Annotated in this window: 14 protein-coding genes, 1 tRNA gene and 1 pseudogene; 3 read left to right on the plus strand and 13 right to left on the minus strand. The window is 71.4% G+C overall.

What is annotated here, in order from left to right; all coding sequences use genetic code 11:
* Positions 1-94 precede the first annotated feature (94 nt).
* The 3 genes and pseudogenes from JT723_RS36025 to JT723_RS00585 form a co-directional block, all read right to left on the minus strand.
* Positions 95-1,480 (minus strand): beta-1,3-glucanase family protein, encoded by a 1,386-nt coding sequence (locus JT723_RS36025; RefSeq protein WP_372441204.1) that lies wholly within the window; start codon positions 1,478-1,480, stop codon positions 95-97.
* Positions 1,460-1,909: pseudogene (locus JT723_RS36375) on the minus strand (discoidin domain-containing protein); the annotation flags it as partial. The pseudogene JT723_RS36375 and the gene JT723_RS36025, both read right to left, overlap by 21 nt.
* 278 nt (positions 1,910-2,187) lie before the next feature.
* Positions 2,188-3,732: a cellulose binding domain-containing protein gene (locus JT723_RS00585; RefSeq protein ID WP_205042311.1), complete on the minus strand. Its 1,545-nt coding sequence runs from the start codon at positions 3,730-3,732 to the stop codon at positions 2,188-2,190.
* Between the two features lie 294 nt (positions 3,733-4,026).
* Between JT723_RS00585 and JT723_RS00590 the strand changes: the two genes are divergently transcribed.
* Positions 4,027-6,957, plus strand: coding sequence for a glycoside hydrolase family 48 protein (locus tag JT723_RS00590; RefSeq protein ID WP_205042313.1), 2,931 nt, complete (start codon positions 4,027-4,029; stop codon positions 6,955-6,957).
* Positions 6,958-7,153: 196 nt separating this feature from the next.
* On the opposite strand, the gene hemC is transcribed toward JT723_RS00590, so the two are convergent.
* From hemC to JT723_RS00610, 4 genes are all read right to left on the minus strand, one after another.
* Complete coding sequence (gene hemC, locus JT723_RS00595; protein WP_205042318.1) at positions 7,154-8,125, minus strand: hydroxymethylbilane synthase; 972 nt, start codon at positions 8,123-8,125, stop codon at positions 7,154-7,156.
* 73 nt (positions 8,126-8,198) lie between these two features.
* Positions 8,199-8,271 (minus strand) — tRNA-His (locus JT723_RS00600).
* Positions 8,272-8,361: 90 nt separating this feature from the next.
* Entirely contained in the window at positions 8,362-8,958 is a 597-nt protein-coding gene (gene orn / locus JT723_RS00605; protein ID WP_205042319.1) for an oligoribonuclease, read from the minus strand.
* Positions 8,959-8,963: 5 nt separating this feature from the next.
* A complete protein-coding gene (locus JT723_RS00610; protein ID WP_240164872.1) occupies positions 8,964-10,283 on the minus strand; it encodes a helix-turn-helix domain-containing protein in 1,320 nt (439 codons plus the stop codon).
* A 772-nt stretch (positions 10,284-11,055) separates the two neighbouring features.
* On the opposite strand from JT723_RS00610, the gene JT723_RS00615 reads away from it, so the two are divergent.
* Positions 11,056-11,577 carry a universal stress protein gene (locus JT723_RS00615; protein ID WP_205042320.1) on the plus strand — a complete coding sequence of 174 codons (522 nt, stop codon included), beginning with the start codon at positions 11,056-11,058 and terminating at the stop codon, positions 11,575-11,577.
* Positions 11,578-11,677: 100 nt separating this feature from the next.
* Here JT723_RS00615 and glmS read toward each other — a convergent pair whose 3' ends face one another.
* From glmS to JT723_RS00645, 6 genes are all read right to left on the minus strand, one after another.
* Positions 11,678-13,492 carry a glutamine--fructose-6-phosphate transaminase (isomerizing) gene (glmS, locus tag JT723_RS00620; RefSeq protein WP_205042322.1) on the minus strand — a complete coding sequence of 605 codons (1,815 nt, stop codon included), beginning with the start codon at positions 13,490-13,492 and terminating at the stop codon, positions 11,678-11,680.
* 97 nt (positions 13,493-13,589) lie between these two features.
* Positions 13,590-13,865, minus strand: a complete 276-nt coding sequence (locus JT723_RS00625; RefSeq protein ID WP_033172782.1) for a hypothetical protein — start codon at positions 13,863-13,865, stop codon at positions 13,590-13,592.
* 210 nt (positions 13,866-14,075) lie between these two features.
* Positions 14,076-15,242, minus strand: a complete 1,167-nt coding sequence (locus tag JT723_RS00630; RefSeq protein WP_205042324.1) for an acyl-CoA dehydrogenase family protein — start codon at positions 15,240-15,242, stop codon at positions 14,076-14,078.
* A 2-nt stretch (positions 15,243-15,244) separates the two neighbouring features.
* Entirely contained in the window at positions 15,245-16,324 is a 1,080-nt protein-coding gene (locus tag JT723_RS00635) for a hydroxymethylglutaryl-CoA lyase (protein ID WP_205042326.1), read from the minus strand.
* Complete coding sequence (locus tag JT723_RS00640; protein WP_205042330.1) at positions 16,321-18,381, minus strand: acetyl/propionyl/methylcrotonyl-CoA carboxylase subunit alpha; 2,061 nt, start codon at positions 18,379-18,381, stop codon at positions 16,321-16,323. The genes JT723_RS00635 and JT723_RS00640 overlap by 4 nt, the downstream gene beginning before the upstream one ends.
* 8 nt (positions 18,382-18,389) lie before the next feature.
* Complete coding sequence (locus JT723_RS00645; RefSeq protein ID WP_205042331.1) at positions 18,390-20,018, minus strand: carboxyl transferase domain-containing protein; 1,629 nt, start codon at positions 20,016-20,018, stop codon at positions 18,390-18,392.
* 97 nt (positions 20,019-20,115) lie between these two features.
* Between JT723_RS00645 and JT723_RS00650 the strand changes: the two genes are divergently transcribed.
* Positions 20,116-20,727 carry an SACE_7040 family transcriptional regulator gene (locus JT723_RS00650; RefSeq protein WP_205042332.1) on the plus strand — a complete coding sequence of 204 codons (612 nt, stop codon included), beginning with the start codon at positions 20,116-20,118 and terminating at the stop codon, positions 20,725-20,727.
* The last annotated feature ends 48 nt before the right edge of the window (positions 20,728-20,775 follow it).

Raw genomic sequence — 20,775 nt, forward strand, 5'->3', positions numbered from 1 at the left:
GCCGGTGCGCGTGGGGCGCGTACCGGGTCCGCCTCCGGCGGTGCTGTGGGGGGATGTGGGGGGATTCCGGGGAAGCTCGGGGAAGCGCCGGCGCTCAGAAGCCGACGGCGACCTCCATCCACTGGGGGTTCTGCTGCGAGGCGTAGGCGGCCTGGCCGGCGACGTCGTCGTACGGGAAGCCGTAGGCGAGGTGGTTGATGCCGTGGTCGTGCCAGTACTTGGCGTACCAGTTGGCCGGGTCGCCGCCGTAGAACTTGCTCGGGTCCTGCTGCTGGTCGGTGGGCAGGGTCGCGGTGTGCCGGTTGAGCGCCGCGCACTCGGCGGCGTCGGCGGCCAAGGAGCCGGCGCAGCCGAAGATGTTCGAGGTGGGCTCGTTCACGCCGACCGACTGGGCGTATGCCGTGTAGTAGTCGGCGTTGACGCCGCCCGCACGGAAGCTCGGGTCGCTGCCCGGGGCGATGATCCGGTAGGGCGCCTGGGTCTGCGCGAGCACCTTGAACTGCTGCGGCACCGCGTTCTGGAAGGACTGGAAGACCTGGTCGCGGCTCATCGTGAACAGGTCCTGGCTGTCACCGAGCTGGATGTCCTCACCGCTGTGCGAGTGCAGCCGGATCGCCAGCGGCAGCGCCCAGGCGTCCACCCGGGTGGTGTTGCCGTTGAAGACGGTCGCGCCGATGGTGAACTCGATGAAGTCGTTGTACTGGCTGTTGGGCGAGCCGACGTAGAAGTACATGCGGCCCGAGGAGTTGGCCGGCATGTCGAAGTACGGCTGCTCGGCGATGGAGTGCACCTGGCCGTTGAAGCTCCAGTAGACCTGGCTGTCCGGGTAGGCGCCGTTGGTCCTGTTGAGGATCTTCAGCTCCATCACGTTGTGCGCGGCCGGGATGTCGTCGGTGGTGCCCCAGAAGGAGTCGGGCGGGTTGGTGGTGCCGCCGGTCGTCCCGCCCGTGGTGGTGCCGCCGCCGGCGGTGTGCACCTGGAACTCCCACAGCGAGTCGCCGTAGGCGGTCGCGCGGGCGGTGGCGTAGACGCGGATGTAGCGGCCGGTGCCGTTCACGTCCAGGTTCTGTACGCCGCCGGTGCCGGTGGTGGTGGAGTAGACGGTGGTCCAGGTGCCGCCCGGGTTGTCGGTGACCTGGATCTGGAAGGCGGTCGCGTAGGCGGCCTCCCAGTTCAGGCCGACGCCGCAGACCTGCTGCGAGGAGCCGAGGTCGACCTGCAGCCACTGCGGGTCGCCGAAGGCGCTGGACCAGCGGGTGCCGGTGTTGCCGTCGACGGCGGCGGATGCGGGGGTGCCGGCGTTCTCGGTGGACGAGGCGGTGGCCGTCTTGCCCTGTGCGGTGTTCGCGGTGCCGCACGCGGCGGGGGAGGTCGAGCCGCCGGCGCCGTAGACCTGGAACTCCCACAGCGAGTAGCCCCACTGGGTGGCCCGTACCGTCCCGTTGACCCGCACGTAGCGGCCGGAACCGTTTACGGCCAGGTTCTGCACGCCGCCGGTGCCGGTGGTCGTGGAGTAGACGGTGGACCAGGTGGTGCCGTTGTCCGAGGTCTGGATCGTGAAGGCCTTGGCGTAGGCCGTCTCCCAGTTGAGCGTCACCTGGCTGATGGCCTGGCTGCTGCCGAGGTCGACCTGGATCCACTGGGGGTCGGCGGCGGCGCTGGACCAGCGGGTGCCGGTGTTGCCGTCGACGGCCGCGGATGCGGGGGTTCCGGCGTTCTCGGTGGAGGACGCGGTGGCCGGCTTGCCCTGCGAGAGCAGGGTGCCCGCGGCGCGCGCCGGGGACTGCGAGGTCACCACGAGGACGAGCCCCGCGAGCAGGGCGAGCAATGCGGTTAGGACCAGATACGGCTGGCGTCCGCGGTGGCGCCCTGGCCGTCGGCGCACCAGCAGGGAAGTGCTGCCTGACATGTGTTCTCCTCAACCGGGTGGGGGTCCGTGACGGAGGCCGCCAGAGCGCGGTGAGAGCGCTCTCTTGGCGAGGTGATGTTTACAAGGCGCGTACTTCCGCGTCAATAAGTTGTTCAATAATGGCCAGTTGAGACTTCGAGCGACTACGAGACTCGAACGGACCTGCACCCGCCCGCCGTGCGCTCAGCCCCTGCTCAGACGCCAGATCACGAAGGAGGGGCGGGCCCGTGCACGCCATCCATGCACGGGACCGCCCCCGTTCTCGGGGTGCCGCCGGGTCAGCCAAGCGACGCCAGGTGGTTCTTCAGGCCGAGGCCGTAGTTCGTCGCGGTGCCGTCGTAGGAGGAGATCAGCGAAGGCCCGGAGGAGCAGTCCCAGGTGTTCCAGGTCCACCCCAGGTAGGACAGCTGGTGGCTGTCCAGCCAGCTCATGAAGCTGTCGGTGAAGGAGTGGGCGCAGGTGTTCTCGCCGATCTCACCGGCCACCAGCGGCACCTTCGCCGCGACCGGCGCCAGCTGGGAGTCCCAGCAGGAGCTGTTGGCGCATGAGTTGAAGTTGTATACGTGAACGGCCGCCGCCAGGTTGCCCGTCGGGTCGGTCGGCTCGTGCGCCGGCCACCCGGTCAGGTCGTTGGAGTAGGCCAGGCCGCCCATCAGGACGACGTTCTGCGCACCGGTTCCGCGCACCGCGTCCAGCATGTCCTGCATACCCGCCACCTGGTAGCCGATGCCCGGGCAGGTGCCGCCGTCCCGCCAGCAGGACCAGGCCTGGTCGCTGGTGGAGGTGGCGCGGTCCGGGTACGGCTCGTTGAACAGGTCGAAGACGATCGAGGTGTTCGACTTGAAGGTGTTCGCCACGCTGGTCCAGAACGGGATCGCGTACTGCGCGTCCGGCATCGGCTTCTGGCAGGTCGCGTTGACGTCCGTGCAGCCCGCGGAGTTGCCGGTGTAGGTGCCGTGCGACCAGTGCAGTTCGACGATCGGCGTGATGCCGTGCGCGACCAGCCGGTCGACCCAGCCGGTGATCGCCGCGATGTAGTTGGCCCCGCCGTCGGCGGAGGGAACGTAGCTCAGGCCTTCCCAGCAGTCCTCGTTGAGCGGGACGCGGACCGCGGTGACGCCCTTCCAGCTCTTGATCGCGTCGATGGCCGCGTCGTCGACCGGGCCGTCGAAGATCCCCTTGCCCTGCGCGCAGGCGAACTCCGTGCCCGAACGGTTCACACCGTGCAGGACCACCTGCTTGCCGGTGGAGTCGACCAGCTTGTTTCCGGCCACGTGCAGCTTGGGCGGCGCGGAGTCGCCGGTGGGCGGCGTGGTCGGCGGCGTCGTCGGCGGGACGGTCGGCGTCGGTGTGGTGGGCGGGGTCACCGGGGTGCTCGGCGGAGTCTCGGTCGGCTCGCCGACCTGCGCGCAGGCGGCGCCGTTGAGGGTGAAGCCGATCGGGATCGCGTTCTTGCCCGACCAGCTGCCGAGGAAGCCGGCGCTGACGGTGCCGCCGGTCGCGATGGCCCCGTTGTACGACATCGAGGTGGCGTGCACGGTCGTACCCGACTGCGCCCAGGTGGCGTTCCAGCCCTGGGTGACCTTCTGGCCGTTGGCGAAACTGAAGCTCAGGTCCCAACTGGTCGTCGGTGCACCGGTGTTGGTGATGACAACGTTGCCCTGAAAGCCCGCGTCCCACTGGTTGGTGACGGTGTAGAGGACCGAGCAGGTCGGCGCGGCCCCGGCCGCGGCGCTGCTCAGCGCGGGGAGCAGCGCCGCGGCAGCGGCCGCCGTGGTGACGGCGGCGATGGTGACCGCCACGGTGCGCGTGGGTCGTCGCATGTGCGACTCCTCGTGTGGTGGGGGGATCGAGAAATCGAGTGAACGAGAAGAGTGGACGCGCTCCCACTGGTCCGCCGCAGACCTTAGCGCCAAGTCCGGTCCGACGGTAGAGGGGCTGTCGCGCCCGCGGGCGGGCTCCATCGACTTCTGCAGACGAGGCCCCGTCAGCAGGCGGTTCTGATTCACCTCTTGACAGTTCTTCGTCAACGCCTTGATGGTGGGAGCGCTCCCACTGGTTCACAGCTGAATCGCAGGACCCATCCCCCCACAAGAACCGCGAGGAGGACCTCTCGCATGCCCAGAGGAAGACCGTTCGCAAAGCGGACCAGGCGACTGCTGACGGCGCTGGCCGCCGCACTCGCGCTGCCGCTCGGCCTGACCGTGGCCACCGGCGGCGGCGTCGCGCACGCGGCCGGACTGCAGTGCAGCGTCGACTACTCGACCAATGACTGGGGTTCCGGTTTCACCGCGAACGCCAAGATCACCAACCTCGGCACGGCCGCGATCGACGGCTGGACGCTGACGTACTCCTACACCGGCAACCAGACGCTGCAGAGCGGCTGGAACGGCACCTGGTCGCAGTCGGGCAAGGCCGTCACTGTCAAGTCGTTGGACTGGAACAAGACAATCGCGCCCAACGCGAACGTCACGTCGAGTGCCAACTTCAACTACAGCGGCACCAACACCGCACCGACCAGTTTCAGCGTGAACGGCACGGTCTGCGGGGGTGCCCACCAGCCTCCGCTGCCGGTGCTCACCAGCCCGTCGGCGGGTGCGACCTTCAGCGCGGGCGCCACCATCCCGCTGGCCGCGACCGCGGTCGCCGCGGACTCGGCGACCATCACCAAGGTGGAGTTCTACAGCGACACCACGCTGCTGGCCACCGACACCACCTCGCCGTACTCCTTCGACTGGAGCGCGGTCCCGGCGGGTGACTACTCGGTCTACGCCAAGGCGTACGACAGCCTCGGCGCGTCCGCAGAGTCCACCCCGGTGGGCGTGCACGTCGCGACCGGCCCGGCGATCGTCGCCTCGCCGACCACCGTGTCCGTGCAGCAGGGCAAGACCGGCACCTTCGGTGTGAAGCTCTCCAGCGCTCCGTCGTCGAACGTGACGGTCGCCGTGGCGCGCACCGCGGGCAACACCTCGCTGAGCGTGCAGTCCGGTTCGAGCCTGACCTTCACCCCGTCGAACTGGTCGACCGCGCAGACCGTGACGGTCGCCGCGGCGTCCACCGGCTCGGGCTCCGCGACCTTCTCGGCCACCGCGACCGGCTACAGCACCGCGGCTGTCACGGTGAACGAGATCAGCGCGACCGGCGGCGACTACGCGGCCCGGTTCCTGTCGCTGTACGGGAAGATCACCGACCCGTCCAGCGGCTACTTCTCGCCCGAGGGCATCCCGTACCACTCGGTCGAGACGCTGATCGTCGAGGCGCCGGACTACGGTCACGAGACCACGTCCGAGGCGTACTCGTACATGATCTGGCTGCAGGCCATGTACGGCCAGGTCAGCGGCGACTGGAGCAAGTTCAACGCGTCGTGGGCGACCATGGAGAAGTACATGATCCCCACGCACGCCGACCAGCCGACGAACAGCTTCTACAACCCCAGTTCGCCGGCCACCTACGCCCCCGAGCACCCGCTGCCCTCCGACTACCCGTCGCAGCTCGACAGCAGTGTGAAGTCCGGCGTGGACCCGATCGCGGGCGAGCTGAAGTCGGCCTACGGCACGGACGACATCTACGGCATGCACTGGCTCGAAGACGTGGACAACATCTACGGCTACGGTGACACGCCCGGTGGCGGCTGCGAGCTCGGCCCGACGGCCGACGGCCCCTCGTACATCAACACCTTCCAGCGCGGTGAGCAGGAGTCGGTGTGGGAGACCGTGCCGCAGCCGACCTGCGACGCGTTCAAGTACGGCGGCAAGAACGGCTACCTGGACCTGTTCACGGGTGACTCCGCCTACTCGCAGCAGTGGAAGTACACCGACGCCCCCGACGCCGACGCCCGCGCGATCCAGGCCGCCTACTGGGCCGACCAGTGGGCCACCGCACAGGGCAAGAAGTCGGACGTCGCGGCGACCGTCGCCAAGGCCGGCAAGATGGGCGACTACCTGCGGTACTCGTTCTTCGACAAGTACTTCAAGAAGATCGGCAACTGCACCAGCCCGACCGCGTGCCCGGCCGGCACCGGCAAGGACAGCGAGCACTACCTGCTGTCCTGGTACTACGCCTGGGGCGGCTCGTCCGGCTCCGGCGGCGGCTGGGCCTGGCGTATCGGTGACGGCGCCTCGCACTTCGGCTACCAGAACCCGCTGGCGGCCTACGCGCTGACCACCGACACGGCCATGGCGCCCAAGTCGGCGACCGGCAAGCAGGACTGGACCACCAGCCTCGGCCGGCAGCTGGAGTTCTACCAGTGGCTGCAGTCCTCCGAGGGCGCCATCGCCGGTGGTGCCACCAACAGCTGGGGCGGCGCCTACGGCCAGCCCCCGGCCGGCACGCCCACCTTCTACGGGATGGCGTACGACTGGGAGCCCGTCTACCACGACCCGCCGTCGAACCAGTGGTTCGGCATGCAGGCCTGGTCGATGGAGCGCGTCGCGGAGTACTACCAGCAGACCGGTGACGCCAAGGCCAAGGCCATCCTCGACAAGTGGGTCGCCTGGGCGATCTCCGAGACCACCATCAACGCGGACGGCACCTTCAAGATCCCGTCCGACCTCCAGTGGACCGGTGCGCCGGCCACCTGGAACCCGACCAGCCCGGCCCAGAACACCGGGCTGCACGTGACGGTCTCGGCCTACGGCAACGACCTGGGTGTCGCGGCGGCCTACGCCAAGACGCTGTCCTACTACGCCGCCAAGTCCGGCAACACGGCGGCGAAGACCACCGCCAAGGCGCTGCTCGACGGCATGTGGGGCAACTACCAGGACCCGCTGGGCATCGCCACCCCGGAGACCAGGACCGACTTCAACCGGTTCGACGACCCGGTGTACGTGCCGTCCACATTCTCCGGCACGATGCCCAACGGCGACAAGATCAACTCCAGCTCGACCTTCATCGAGCTGCGGTCCTTCTACAAGAACGACCCCAACTGGTCCAAGGTGCAGGCCTACCTCGACGGTGGGAACGCGCCGAGCTTCACCTACCACCGCTTCTGGGCGCAGGCCGACATCGCGATGGCGATGGGAGCCTACGGTCTGCTCTTCGGCGAGTGATGAGGTGATCCGCACCACCGGCGGGAGCCGGGGCGGGGGATGACCCGGGTTTCCTGACAGTCACCCGGCCCGCCCCGTGCCCCCGCCGGACCCGGGCCGCGGCCCCGCACCCTCCAGGCACTCGGAGGGCGCGGGGCCGCGGTATGCGTGCTGCGGGCCTGCCTTTACGCAGGCCGTCCGCCTCTTCGCGCTGGCCTCAGTGGGGGATGGCCTCGATGATCTCCGCCGCGCCCTGCCGCAGCAGTTCCGCGCAGGCGCGTGCGCCCAGCGCCGCCGGGTCCTCGCCGGGCTCCCCGCGAAGGCGGGCCTCCACGAAGGCCGAGCCGTCGGGCGTGAAGACCATGCCGCGAAGAGACAGCAGCCCGTCCTGCCCGGTCGCGCAGTAGCCCGCGACAGGGCTGTTGCAGTGGCCGCGCAGGCCCTCCAGCATCGCCCGCTCGGCCGTCACCTCGGCCATCGTCCGCTCGTGGTTGAGCCGCCCCAGCAGCTCCGCCACCGGCCCGTCGTCCTCGCGGCACTCCAGGGCCAGCACCCCGGCGCCGACGGCCGGCAGCAGCTCGTCCACCGAGAAGACCTGGCGGCCCCGGTGCGAGAGCCCGAGCCGTTCGAGCCCCGAGGCGGCCAGGACCGCCGCGTCCGCCGCGGTGTCGCTCTCCCGGGTGCCGTCGAGCTTGTCGATCCGGGTGCCGACCGCGCCGCGGACCCGTACCACCGCCAGGTCCGGCCGCACCCGCTGCAGCTGCGCCCTGCGCCGTACGGCCGAGGTGGCCACGGCTGCGCCCACCGGGAGGTCGTCGAGGGTCTGCAGGTCCGAGCCCTGCGGGAAGACCAGGACGTCCCGCACGTCGTCCCTGGCCAGGACCGCGGCGAAGACCAGCCCCTGCGGCAGGGGAATGTCCCCCGGCACGTCCTTCATGCAGTGCACCGCCATGTCCACGGAGCCGCCCTGGACCATGGCGTCGATCTGCTTGACGAACAGTCCCTTGCCGCCGACCTGCGCGAGGTCCCCGTGCCACCGGTCGGCCTGCGTGGTGACCGGCACCAACTCCACCCGTATCCCCGGCTGCTCCTTGCGCAGCAGCCCGGCCACCATGGTGGCCTGCGCCATCGCCATCGGGGAGCTGCGGGTGCCGATCCGCAGGGTCCGGTCGGCCGGGAAGTCGCTCATCTGCCAGCAGTCCTCTCGTCACAGCGAAAAGGCCCCGCCCCTGGTTTCCCGGGGGCGGGGCCTCTTCCACGAGGGTGAGTGACGGGACTCGAACCCGCGGCATCCTGGACCACAACCAGGTGCTCTACCAGCTGAGCTACACCCACCATGAGCGGCGCTTTCCCGGCTGATCATGCTGCTGGGGTGGCGCCGCCTCGAAAAGTGTACAGGGTGGCGGGGGGTGGTCGCGCCCTCGATTACCGCACGACGTGGCGGGCCGCGATCGTGCGGGCCGTGTCCGTGTCGGGGCCGGGCTGCGGCACGAAGACCGCCTCCCGGTAGTAGCGCAGCTCGGCGATCGACTCGCGGATGTCGGCCAGCGCCCGGTGGTTGCCGTTCTTCTCCGGGCTGTTGAAGTAGGCCCGCGGATACCAGCGGCGGGCCAGCTCCTTGACCGAGGAGACGTCCACGATCCGGTAGTGCAGGTGCTGCTCCAGGGTCGGCATGTCGCGGGCCAGGAAGCCGCGGTCGGTGGACACCGAGTTGCCGCACAGCGGCGCCTTGCGCGGCTCGGCGACCTGGCCGCGTACGTAGTCGAGCACGATCTGCTCGGCCTCGGCGAGCGCCACCCCGCCGGCCAGCTCCTCCAGCAGGCCGGACGCGGTGTGCATCGCGCGGACCACGTCCGGCATGGTGTCGAGCGCCTCGGCGGGCGGGCGGATCACGATGTCCACCCCGTCGCCGAGCACGTTCAGCTCGGAGTCGGTGACCAGGGCCGCCACCTCGATCAGCGCGTCGTGCGCCAGCGACAGGCCCGTCATCTCACAGTCGATCCACACCATCCGGTCGTTCATGTGTCTCACCCTACGGGGCGATCGCGCGGGCCCGGCAGTGCGGCGCCCAGACCGCGCCCCGCACGCAGCCTGCTGCGCCCCTGGGCGTCCGCGTCGCCGCCCCTGCCGGGCTGCTCGGGCACCCGGGAGGCGAAGGCGTCGCCGTCGGGCTTGCCGGGCGCCGTCAGGATCTGCGAGACCGGCCCGTGCGCGGTGACCGGCACCCCCGTGGTGCGGCGCAGCGCCGCCAGGTCGGCAGGCGCCGGCGGCCGCTCCTGCTCGTCCTGCGGCCTGCGGGCGCGGTAGGCCGCCCGGTAGGACGCGGGGGAGGAGCCGAGCTGCCGCCGGAAGTGGCCGCGCAGCGCCACCGGGGAGCGGAAGCCGCAGCGGCCCGCGACCTCGTCCACCGAGTAGTCCGACGTCTCCAGCAGCCGCTGTGCCTGCAGCACCCGCTGGGTGATCAGCCACTGCAGCGGTGCGCTGCCGGTCAGCGACCTGAAGCGGCGGTCGAAGGTCCGCCGGCTCATGTACGCGCGCGCGGCCAGCGCCTCGACGTCGAACTGCTCGTGCAGGTGCTCCAGCGCCCAGGCGACGACCTCGGCCAGCGGGTCGGCGCCGATCTCCTCGGGTAAAGACCTGTCCAGGTGCCGCTGCCCGGTCTGCCAGTCGGCCCGCCGCGGCGGTACGACCAGCCGCCGGGCCAGCGCGGCCGCGGCCTCGCCGCCGTGGTCGGTGCGCACCACATGCAGGCACAGGTCGATTCCGGCCGCGGTGCCGGCCGACGTCAGGACGTCGCCGTCGTCCACGAACAGCTCCCTGGGGTCCACGTGGACCGACGGGTAGCGCTTGGCGAGGGTGGGCGCGTACATCCAGTGCGTGGTGGCCGGCCTGCCGTCCAGCAGGCCTGCCGCCGCCAGCACGAAGGCGCCGGTGCACAGGCCGATGATCCTGGCGCCCTCCTCGTGCGCCCTGCGGATCGACTCCAGGGCCTCGGGCGGCGGCGCCTGGGAGATCGAGCGCCAGGTCGGCACGACCACCGTGCCGGCCCGGGAGAGCGCCTCCAGGCCGTAGGGGGCGGTCAGTTCGAGGCCGCCGGTGGTGCGCAGCGGCCCGTCCTCGCCGGCGCAGACCAGCAGCCGGTAGCGGGGGACTCCCGCGTCCTGGCGGTCTATGCCGAAGACGGACAGCGGTATGGAGCTCTCGAAGATCGGGCCACCGCTGAAGAGCAGCACGGCCACCACTTCGGGCCGCCGGCGCGCGGAGAGCTTACGGATGGCGCGAGGTGATGCCGATGCTGCTTGCGACGGGCTCTCCGTCGCCGTACCGGAACCGGACTCCTGGCTCATGGAGCTCAAGCCCCCCTCGAATCGACGCGTCGTCACCTCGGTCCTGCACGTTTCCCCCGCGAGGCCACCCATGATCAAATCTACTGCGTCAGGTGGGGCGTCAGTGACACCTTTGGCACCTGACGCTAAGTCGACAAGACAACGTGGCGTAAAGCATTCGATCACGAAGCGTTTCACTCGTGGCGCCCGGAGGGAAGTACGCCTCCCGTCACTTCGGCCACGCAGTGCGTCATCCGCGACACGCCGCATCGTAGAACCGCAGGTGGCAGAGGTGTTAGCGGGCGGGAATCCGAACGGGGGCGCAGGGCCGAGAAGTTGGCCGAAAAACGCCGTTCAGGAGCTGGATGCGCGTAAAAGGCGCCGGGGGGTGCGCCGGGCGTCCGTACGGTGGTCGCACAATCGTGCGGCCGAAGGGTTCATTCCGGTGGATATCCCGTGGTCGCAGTGGGTATGAGCCGGTTGCGGCGCGCGGCCGCCCGCGGGTGACTCCGATGCGCCCCCGGGATGCTCCGGTGCGCCGCGGCGTGCAGCCGGTTGGCGGGATGGCGTTGCGCTCTCGCCGCCGCTCCGGCATTCTCCTGGGAACTCCGGGTACGCGGCCTGTGAAGCGACCGCCGGATCTGTGCAGGCGGACGTGGCAGCCGTACTCTGGAGGGAGTGGGACGGGAAGTGGCGAACTGGCCCAAAACGGCCGATCCGGCGTCCCGCCCCGCACGCACCGTCCTGTCCGCTGCTCGGCGCGTCAGCGCCGCCCTCGCCGAGAATCCGCATCATGGCCGGTCATGACTTCCCCGAGCCCGCCGATCGCAGGCCGCTCGCCGAATCGGCGGCTCTGCCCGAGCAGGCCCCAGCCCTGAGCCACGCGTGTGACCCGGCGTTCCGGCACGGCGTGGTGGTGGGCTTCGACGGTTCCGTTTCCAGCGAGCGCGCGCTCTCGTACGCCATCGGCATGGCCCGCAGGACGCGTTCCGCGCTGATCATCGTGCATGTCGCCAACCGGCTGCCGGCCACCGTGTGGGCGGGCTGCGAACCGCCGGTCTTCGTCGACGTCCCCGACCACCGCACCGAGGTGCTGGGCCTCGAACTGGCCTGCGCCGACCACCTCGCCGAGATCTCCTGGGTGCTGGTCGAGCGCGGCGGCGACATCTGCCACGAGCTGGAGGAGGTCGGCCGGGAGTACGAGGCCGACGCCATCGTCGTCGGCGGCACGCACGGGCTCGCGGGCCGGATCTTCGGCTCGGTCGCCGGGCGGCTGGCCCGGCGGGCGCAGCGGCCCGTGGTGGTCATCCCGTAGCGGGCCGTTTCTTCTTCGGAAAGTGAAGGGTGGGGGCCGGTCCTGAGACCGGCCCCCACCCTTCGGTGCGGCTGCTCGTCCTCGGCTGCGCCGAGGTGCCCTACTCGACCGTGACGGACTTCGCCAGGTTGCGCGGCTTGTCGATGTCGCGGCCCAGGGCGAGGGCGGTGTGGTAGGCGAAGAGCTGCAGCGGGATGCCCATCAGGATCGGGTCCAGCTCGTCCTCGTTCTTCGGCACCACGATGGTGTGGTCGGCCTTCTCCTGCTCCTGGTGCGCCACCGCCAGGATCCGGCCGCTGCGGGCCTTGATCTCCTCCAGGGCGGCGCGGTTCTTCTCCAGCAGGTCGTCGTCCGGCACGATCGCCACCGTCGGCATCGACGGGTCGATCAGCGCCAGCGGCCCGTGCTTGAGCTCGGAGGCCGGGTAGGCCTCGGCGTGGATGTAGCTGACCTCCTTGAGCTTCAGCGACGCCTCGCGGGCCACCGGGTAGCCGCGCACCCGGCCGATGAAGAGCATCGAGCGGGCGTCGGCGTACGCCTTCGCCAGCTGCTTGATCTCCGGCTCGGTCTTGAGGATCTCCTCGATCTGGGCCGGCAGCTTGCGCAGCCCCTCGATGATCCGCTTGCCGTCGGTGACCGACAGGTCACGCACCCGGCCCAGGTGCAGCGCCAGCAGCGCGAAGGCGACCACGGTGTTGGTGAAGCACTTGGTGGACACCACGCACACTTCGGGGCCCGCGTGCACATAGGTGCCGCCGTCGGCCTCGCGGGCGATGGCGGAGCCCACGACGTTGACCACGCCCAGCACCCTGGCGCCCTTGCGCTTCAGCTCCTGGACGGCCGCCAGCACGTCGTAGGTCTCGCCGGACTGGGACACGGCCACGTAGAGGGTGTCCGGGTCGACCACGGGGTTGCGGTAGCGGAACTCGGACGCGGGCTCCGCGTCCGCGGGGATACGCGCCAGCTCCTCGATCAGGCCCGCGCCGATCTGGCCCGCGTGGTAGCTGGTGCCGCAGCCCAGGATCTTGATCCGCCGCACGCTGCGCGCCTCGCGCGCGTCCAGGTTCAGCCCGCCCAGGTGCACGGTCGCGAAGCGGTCGTCGATCCGCCCGCGCAGCACCCGGTCCACGGCCTCGGCCTGCTCGAAGACCTCCTTGTGCATGTACGTGTCGTGGCCGCCCATGTCGTACGACTCGGCCTCCCACTCCACCGTGGTCGGCGTCGCCGTGGTCTGCGAGCCCTCGGTGGTGTACGTGCGGAAGTCGTCGGCCTTGAGGGTGGCCATCTCGCCGTCCCCGAGGGTCACCACCTGCCGGGTGTGGGCGACCAGCGCGGCCACGTCCGAGGCGACGAACATCTCCTTCTCGCCGATGCCCAGCACCACCGGGGAGCCGTTGCGGGCGACGACGATCCGGCCGGGGAAGTCCTGGTGCAGCACCGCGATGCCGTAGGTGCCCTCGACCGACCGCAGCGCCTCGCTGACCTTCTTCTCCAGCGTCTCGGCGGCGGACCTGGCGATCAGGTGGGCCAGCACCTCGGTGTCGGTCTCCGAGGCGAAGACGACGCCCTCGGCGGACAGCCGGATACGCAGCTCGGAGGCGTTGTCGATGATGCCGTTGTGGACGACGGCGACCTTCTCGTCCGCGTCCAGGTGCGGGTGCGCGTTGAGGTCGCTGGGCGCGCCGTGGGTGGCCCAGCGGGTGTGGGCGATGCCGGTGGTGCCGGCGAAGCGCTTGGGGATACGCGACTCCAGCTCGCGCACCCGGCCCTTGGCCTTGACCGTACGCAGCTCGCCCGACTTGCCGGTGATGACGACGCCGGCCGAGTCGTAACCGCGGTACTCCAGTCGCTGCAGCCCTTCGAGCAGCAGCGGCGCCACGTCACGCTTGCCGATGTATCCGACGATTCCGCACATGTGCCGTCCGTCCCTCTCCGTCGTCCTCTGGCGGCCCGTAGGCCGGGTGTGCCCTGTCCTGCTGTCCTGTCCTGCTGCCCTGCGGCTCTTGTGCTCCTCAGCCGTAGACGATGCGGCGCAGCTGCCGCTGGGAGAGCGCGGCGGGGGCGACCGCCCGGTGCGGCAGCTCCTCGCCGATCCGCTCGAAGATCTCCGCGTTGACCAGGCCCTTCGCCTGGAGCTCGCGGTGTCTGCGGCGGACGTACTCCTCGGTCGTCTCGTCGAAGTACGCCAGGACGTCCAGCACCACCCGGGATGCCTCGCCGCGGTGCAGCGGCGTGGTGCGCACCAGGTGGTCGATCAGGTCTTCGTAGGAGGTCCGGCGTTCGAGCACCCGTTGATACTGGTGTGATGATCTTCGGTTTGCAAGAATCCTGCCCGATTCCGGGCAGGACGACAGGTCAAGAACGGCCAAAGGGGTGACGCCCCGCTCGCGGCGCTGGGCGCTGCGGGCGGGGCGTCGGGCGGTTCGGGTACGGCGGTGGGGGTGCCGGCCTGGGGTGGGCGGGGCCGGCCGGGGTGGGCCGGGGTGGGCCGGGAGCGGTCAGCCGGTGAGCCCCAGCTCGCGGGCGATGAGCATCCGCTGCACCTCGCTCGTGCCCTCGCCGATCTCCAGGATCTTCGCGTCGCGCCACATCCGGGCCACCGGATACTCGTTCATGAAGCCGTAGCCGCCGTGGATCTGGGTGGCCTCGCGGGCGTTGGTCACCGCGATCTCCGAGGAGTACAGCTTCGCCACCGCCGCCTCCTTCTTGAACGGCTCCCCGTGCACCAGCCGGGAGGCGGCGTCCCGCCAGGTCAGCCGGGAGGTGTGCGCCCGCATCTCCATGTCGGCCAGCTTGAACTGGATCGCCTGGTTCGCGCCGATCGGCCGCCCGAAGGCCTCCCGGCTCCTGGCGTACTCCAGCGACTCGTCAACGCAGCCCTGCGCGAGACCGGTGGCCAGCGCCGCGATGGCGATGCGCCCCTCGTCCAGGATGCGCAGGAACTGCGCATAGCCGCGGCCCATCTCGCCCAGCAGGTTCGCCGCGGGCACCCGGCAGTCGGTGAAGGACAGCTCCCGGGTGTCCGAGGCGTTCCACCCGACCTTGCTGTACTTCTTCGACACGGTGAAGCCGGGGGTGCCCGACGGCACCATGATCGACGAGATCAGCGGGCGCCCGTCGTCGGTGCGGCCGGTCACCGCCGTCACCGTGACCAGGCCGGTGATGTCGGTGCCCGAGTTGGTGATGAAGCTCTTGGTCCCGTTGATCACCCACTGGCCCGCGGCCTCGTCCAGCCTGGCCGTGGTGCGGGTGCCGCCCGCGTCGGAACCGCAGTCCGGCTCGGTCAGCCCGAAAGCGCCCAGCATCTCGCCCGAGCACAGGCGCGGCAGCCACTCCCGCTTCTGCTCCTCGGTGCCGAACCTGAACACCGGCATCGCGCCCAGTGACACCCCCGCCTCCAGGGTGATCGCCACCGAGGAGTCCACCCGGGCCAGCTCCTCCAGGGCGATGCACAGCGCGAAGTAGTCGCCGCCCATCCCGCCGTACTCCTCGGGGAAGGGCAGCCCGAACAGGCCCATCCGCCCCATCTCCCGCACGATCTCGTACGGGAACTCCTCCTGCTCGTAGAACCCGCCGATCTTCGGCGCGATCACATCCCGGGCGAACTCCGCCACGGTGGCGCGCAGCGCCTCGTACTCCTCGGACAGACGGTGGTCGATCGGCATGGCTACTGCTCCCGGTGGGTGAGGGCGCGGACGGTACGGGACGGGCTGGGCCGCCCCAACTGCTCCGCCATCCAGACGCTTGTGGCGCTGAGGCGGTGGAGGTCGACCCCGGTGTCGATGCCGAGGCCGCTGAGCATCCACACCAGGTCCTCGGTCGCGAGGTTCCCGGTGGCGCTCTTGGCATACGGGCAGCCGCCGAGCCCGCCGGCCGAGGCGTCCACGACGGTCACACCGCGCTGGAGCGCGGCCAGCGTGTTGGACAGCGCCTGCCCGTAGGTGTCGTGGAAGTGCACGGCCAGGTGCTCCACCGCGATGCCGCCGCCGGCCGCGGCATCGGCCGGGCCGCCGGTCAGCTCGTCCAGCAGCGCCGTGACCTGCCCGGGCGTCGCCACCCCGATGGTGTCGCCCAGGCTCAGCTCGGTGCAGCCCATCGCGTACAGGCGGCGGGCGACCGCCGCGACCTGCCCGATCGGCACCGGCCCCTCCCAGGGGTCGCCGAAGCACATCGACAGATAGCCGCGGACCGTCGCTCCTGCCGCCCTGGCCCGCGCCACCACCGGCTCGAACATCGCCAGCGACTCGTCCACCGTCCGGTTCAAATTCGCCCGCGCGAAGGACTCGGTGGCGCTGCCGAAGACCGCGATCTCCCGCACCCCCAGCTCCAGCGCCCGGTCCAGGCCCCGCTCGTTGGGCACCAGCACCGGCAGCCGTACGGCGGCGCCTCCTGCCCCCTCGCCGATGCCGGCGAGGTCGGCGAGCAGCGGCATCAGCTCGGCGGCGTCCGCGAGTTGGGGCACCCACTCGGGGTGCACGAAGCTGGTCGCCTCGATCGTCGTCAGCCCCGCGTCGGCCAGCCGGTGCACGAACTCCGCCTTCACCGCGGTCGGCACGGTCTGCTTCTCGTTCTGCAGCCCGTCGCGCGCGCCCACCTCGTGGATACGCACCCGCCGCGGCAGCCCGTCCGCCGGCACGGCCGCGGGCAGACCCAGGCCGAGCACCTCGGGCACGTCGGTGCCGCCGGCTGTCCCGGCCGAGGCGGCGGTCGCGGCCCCGGTCTGCGCCCCGGTCCGTGCCGCGGTCATGACGCCTCCCCGGGGGTGCCGCCCGCCGGGTCCTGCATGGCCGCGCCGGGCGGGTCCGCGGGGGTGACCACGGCCAGCACCTGGTCCATCGCCACCGTCGACCCCGCGCTGACGTCGATCTCGGTCACCGTCCCGTCGTGCGGTGCGGTGATCACGTGCTCCATCTTCATCGCCTCCACCACCAGCAGGCTCTGCCCGGCCGTCACGTCGTCGCCCTTGGCGACCTTCACCACCGTGACCGTGCCCGGCATCGGCGCGGTCAGGGCGCCGCCGCCCGCGCCCAGCGCCGCACCCCGCAGGGCCGCGGCCACCGGGTCGTGGGGCTGCACCCACCAGCTCTCGCCGTCCCGGCCCAGCCACTGGCCGGCCCGGAAGAAGGTGTGCACCAGGTCACCGGTGTGCAGCTGCGCCCGCGGCCCGTCCAGGGTGATCCGGGCGGCTATGGCGGGGGCGTCGCCGATCCGCACCTGGCCCTGTCTGACCCGCACCGCGACCGGCTCGTGGCCCGGCACCCGCAGGTGGTGCACCGTCCAGGCCGCCTCGCCGCCGAGCCGCCAGCCGCTGGGCACCGAGAAGGGGTCGGTCCAGCCGCCTGCCCCGGGAGCCGGGGCCAGCGCCTCCTGCCGCAGCAGCGCAGCGGCCGCGTAGACCTCGTCGGGCACGCCGTCCGGCAGCAGCGCGGCGGCCTCCCGCTCGATCAGCCCGGTGTCCAGCTCGCCCGCCTCGACCGCCGGGTGCTCCAGCAGCCTGCGCAGGAAGGCCGTGTTGGTGTCGAGCCCCAGCACCACCGTTCCGGCCAGCGCGGCCCGCAGCCGCCGCAGCGCCGTCGCCCGGTCCGGCCCGTGGGCGATGACCTTGGCCAGCATCGGGTCGTAGGCGATGCCGACGTCGGTGCCTTCCCGCAGCCCCGAGTCGACCCGCACCCCCGGCCGCCCCGCCGGCTCGTGCAGCGCCAGCACCGGCCCCGCCGAGGGCAGGAAGTCCACCCGCCCGTCGGCCGCCCTGGCGGTCTCCGCGCAGATCCGCGCCTCCACGGCGTGCCCGTTCAGCCGCACGTCCTGCTGGCCGAAGTCCAGCCGCTCGCCGGCCGCCACCCGCAGCTGCCAGGCCACCAGGTCGAGTCCGGTGACCAGTTCGGTGACCGGGTGCTCGACCTGCAGCCGGGTGTTCATCTCCATGAAGAAGTACGCCGACGGGTCCGCCCCCGGCACGATGAACTCGACCGTCCCCGCCCCGGTGTAGCCGCAGGACCTGGCCGCCTGGACCGCCGCCTCGCCCATGGCCGCCCTGGTCGCCGGGTCGAGCAGCACCGAGGGCGCCTCCTCGATCAGCTTCTGGTGCCGCCGCTGCAGGGAGCACTCCCGCTCGCCCAGGTGCACCACCTGGCCGTGGGCGTCGGCCAGCACCTGGATCTCGATGTGCCGCGGCCGGTCGATCCACCGCTCGACCAGCAGTGTGTCGTCGCCGAAGGACCCCAGGGCCTCGCGCCGGGCCGCGGCGATCTCCTCGGGCAGCGCCGCCGGGTCCCGCACCAGCCGCATGCCCTTGCCGCCGCCGCCTGCCGACGGCTTGAGCAGCACCGGCAGCCCGATCTCCCGGGCGGCCTCGGCCAGTTCGGCGTCGGACAGCCCGCTGCCGCTGGAGCCGGGCACCACCGGCACACCCGCGGCCCGCACGGTCTGCTTGGCCCGGATCTTGTCGCCCATCAGCTCGATCGCGGCGGCCGGCGGCCCGACGAACACCAGTCCCGCCTCGGAGCAGGCCCTGGCGAAGCCGGCGTTCTCGGCCAGGAAACCGTAGCCCGGGTGGACCGCTCCCGCGCCGGCCGCCACGGCGGCCCGCACCAGGTCGGCGGCCGACAGATAGCTTCCGACCCGCACCGCGGTGTCGGCCTCCCGTACGTGCCGCGCGCCGGCGTCGGCCTCGGTGAAGGCGGCGGCCGAGCGCACGCCCAGCTCGCGCAGGGTGCGGATGATCCGGACGGCGATCTCGCCGCGGTTGGCGACCAGGACGGTGCCGAAGGGGGCGGCCCCCGTGGTGGGTGTACTGCTGGTCATCACGGCCCTCACATCCGGAAGACGCCGTAGCCGGGCGCGGCGGGATCGGCGGTGGGCAGCGGCGCGTTGGCGCAGGCGGTGAGCGCCAGGCCCAGCACGGTGCGGGTCTCCAGCGGGTCGATCACCCCGTCGTCCCACAGCCTGGCGGTGGCGTAGTAGGCGTTGCCCTGGGTCTCGTACTGCTCGCGGACCGGCTGTTTGAAGGCCTCCTCGGCCTCCTCGCTCCACTTCTCGCCGGCCGCCGCGAGCTGGTCGCGCTTGACGGTGGCCAGCACCGAGGCGGCCTGCTCGCCGCCCATCACCGAGATCTTGGCGTTGGGCCACATCCACAGGAAGCGCGGGCTGTAGGCCCGGCCGCACATCGAGTAGTTGCCGGCCCCGTAGGACCCGCCGATCACCACGGTGAGCTTGGGCACCCGGGCGCAGGCCACCGCGGTGACCATCTTGGCGCCGTGCTTGGCGATGCCGCCCGCCTCGTACTGCCGGCCGACCATGAATCCCGAGATGTTCTGCAGGAACAGCAGCGGGATGCCGCGCTGGTCGCACAGCTCGATGAAGTGCGCGCCCTTGAGGGCCGATTCCGCGAAGAGGATGCCGTTGTTCGCCACGATCCCCACCGGGTGGCCCTGCAGGTGGGCGAACCCGGTCACCAGCGTCGTGCCGTACTCCGCCTTGAACTCCGCGAAGCGGCTGCCGTCGACCAGCCGGGCGATGACCTCGCGCACGTCGTAGGGGGTGCGGGAGTCCACCGGCACCGCCCCGTAAAGACCCGCGGGGTCGACCGCCGGCTCCTCGGCCGGCTGCAGCGTCCAGGGCGGGGCGCCGCGGGCGGGCAGGGTCGCCACGATGTCCCGGACGATGCTCAGGGCGTGCGCGTCGTCCTCGGCGAGGTGGTCGGTGACGCCGGAGATCCTGGAGTGCACCTCGCCGCCGCCCAGCTCCTCCGCGGTGACGACCTCGCCGGTGGCGGCCTTCACCAGCGGCGGGCCGCCGAGGAAGATCGTGCCCTGGTTGCGCACGATGACCGCTTCGTCGCTCATCGCCGGGACGTAGGCGCCGCCCGCGGTGCAGGAGCCGAGCACCGCGGCGATCTGCGGGATGCCGCGGGCCGACATGGTGGCCTGGTTGTAGAAGATCCGCCCGAAGTGGTCGCGGTCGGGGAAGACCTCGTCCTGCCGGGGGAGGAAGGCGCCGCCGGAGTCGACGAGGTAGACGCACGGCAGCCGGTTGTCGAGGGCCACCTCCTGGGCACGCAGGTGCTTCTTCACCGTGATCGGGTAGTAGGTGCCGCCCTTGACGGTGGCGTCGTTGGCGACCACGACGACCTCCCGCCCGGCGACCCGGCCGATCCCGGCGATCACCCCCGCGGCCGGCGCCTGCCCGTCGTACATCCCGTCGGCGGCCAGCGGTGCCAGTTCGAGGAAGGGGGAGCCGGGGTCGAGCAGCCCGTCCACCCGGTCCCTGGGCAGCAGCTTCCCGCGTGCGGTGTGGCGGGCTCTGGCCTTCTCACCGCCGCCGAGGCGTGCGGCCGCCAGCTTGTCGCGCAGTTCGGCGCTGAGCGCGGTGTGTGCCTGCGCGTTGACACGAAACGCCTCCGACGCCGGGTCCGCGGCGCTGGACAGGGCGGGTGCTGCCATGGTTCGGCCCCCCGGTGGTGCGAGTGAGGATGTTAGCGAGCGTTAACTGATGACACTACGTTAACGCTCGCTAACCGGATTGTCTAGACTTGATCTCATGAACTCGACGAACACGGCGGTCAGCCGGCGCGACCAGATCCTCAGGGAGGCCGCCCGGCTGTTCGCCGAGCGCGGTTTCCACGGTGTGGGGGTCGACGAGATAGGCGCCGCGGTCGGCATCAGCGGCCCGGGGCTCTACCGGCACTTCGCGGGCAAGGACGCCATGCTCGCCGAGCTGCTGGTGGGGATCAGCGGCCGGCTGCTGACCGCGGGCAAGCGGCGGGTGGCGGAGGCGTCCGGCCCCGAGGCGGCGCTCGACGCGCTGATCCGCGGCCACATCGACTTCGCGATCGACGACCGGCCGCTGATCACCCTGCACGACCGCGAGCTGGACCGGCTGCGCGAGTCCGATCGCAAGCTGGTCCGCCAGCTGCAGCGGCAGTACGTGGAGGAGTGGGTGGCCGTGGTCGGCCGGGTCCACCCCGGCGCCACCGAGCGCGAGGTGCGGGCCGCTGTCCACGGCGTCTTCGGCCTGCTCAACTCGACCCCGCACCTGGGCGCCCAGTCCAGCCTGCCCGGCCGCGCGGAGATGTCGGAGCTGCTGCGCCGCCTGGCCCTCGGCGCCCTGGGCGCCCTGGACAGCGCGGCGGACTGGCGGGTAACTTACTGAGCGCTTGCTTACCAGCAGGGAGCAGCGGTCAGTCACCACTCGCCGACG

Origin of the sequence: Actinacidiphila bryophytorum (assembly GCF_016916835.1) — a bacterium.
Classification (GTDB): domain Bacteria; phylum Actinomycetota; class Actinomycetes; order Streptomycetales; family Streptomycetaceae; genus Actinacidiphila; species Actinacidiphila bryophytorum.

What these genes read in the sequence shown, in the direction of transcription:
- glmS (WP_205042322.1), bottom strand. Translation starts at nt 13,492, where the DNA reads ATGTGCGGAATCGTCGGATACATCGGCAAGCGTGACGTGGCGCCGCTG.
- JT723_RS00650 (WP_205042332.1), top strand. Translation starts at nt 20,116, where the DNA reads ATGAACTCGACGAACACGGCGGTCAGCCGGCGCGACCAGATCCTCAGG.
- hemC (WP_205042318.1), bottom strand. Translation starts at nt 8,125, where the DNA reads ATGAGCGACTTCCCGGCCGACCGGACCCTGCGGATCGGCACCCGCAGC.
- JT723_RS00585 (WP_205042311.1), bottom strand. Translation starts at nt 3,732, where the DNA reads ATGCGACGACCCACGCGCACCGTGGCGGTCACCATCGCCGCCGTCACC.
- JT723_RS00590 (WP_205042313.1), top strand. Translation starts at nt 4,027, where the DNA reads ATGCCCAGAGGAAGACCGTTCGCAAAGCGGACCAGGCGACTGCTGACG.
- JT723_RS00630 (WP_205042324.1), bottom strand. Translation starts at nt 15,242, where the DNA reads ATGCCGATCGACCACCGTCTGTCCGAGGAGTACGAGGCGCTGCGCGCC.
- JT723_RS00615 (WP_205042320.1), top strand. Translation starts at nt 11,056, where the DNA reads ATGGCCGGTCATGACTTCCCCGAGCCCGCCGATCGCAGGCCGCTCGCC.
- JT723_RS00635 (WP_205042326.1), bottom strand. Translation starts at nt 16,324, where the DNA reads ATGACCGCGGCACGGACCGGGGCGCAGACCGGGGCCGCGACCGCCGCC.
- orn (WP_205042319.1), bottom strand. Translation starts at nt 8,958, where the DNA reads ATGAACGACCGGATGGTGTGGATCGACTGTGAGATGACGGGCCTGTCG.
- JT723_RS00610 (WP_240164872.1), bottom strand. Translation starts at nt 10,283, where the DNA reads ATGAGCCAGGAGTCCGGTTCCGGTACGGCGACGGAGAGCCCGTCGCAA.
- JT723_RS00640 (WP_205042330.1), bottom strand. Translation starts at nt 18,381, where the DNA reads ATGACCAGCAGTACACCCACCACGGGGGCCGCCCCCTTCGGCACCGTC.
- JT723_RS00645 (WP_205042331.1), bottom strand. Translation starts at nt 20,018, where the DNA reads ATGGCAGCACCCGCCCTGTCCAGCGCCGCGGACCCGGCGTCGGAGGCG.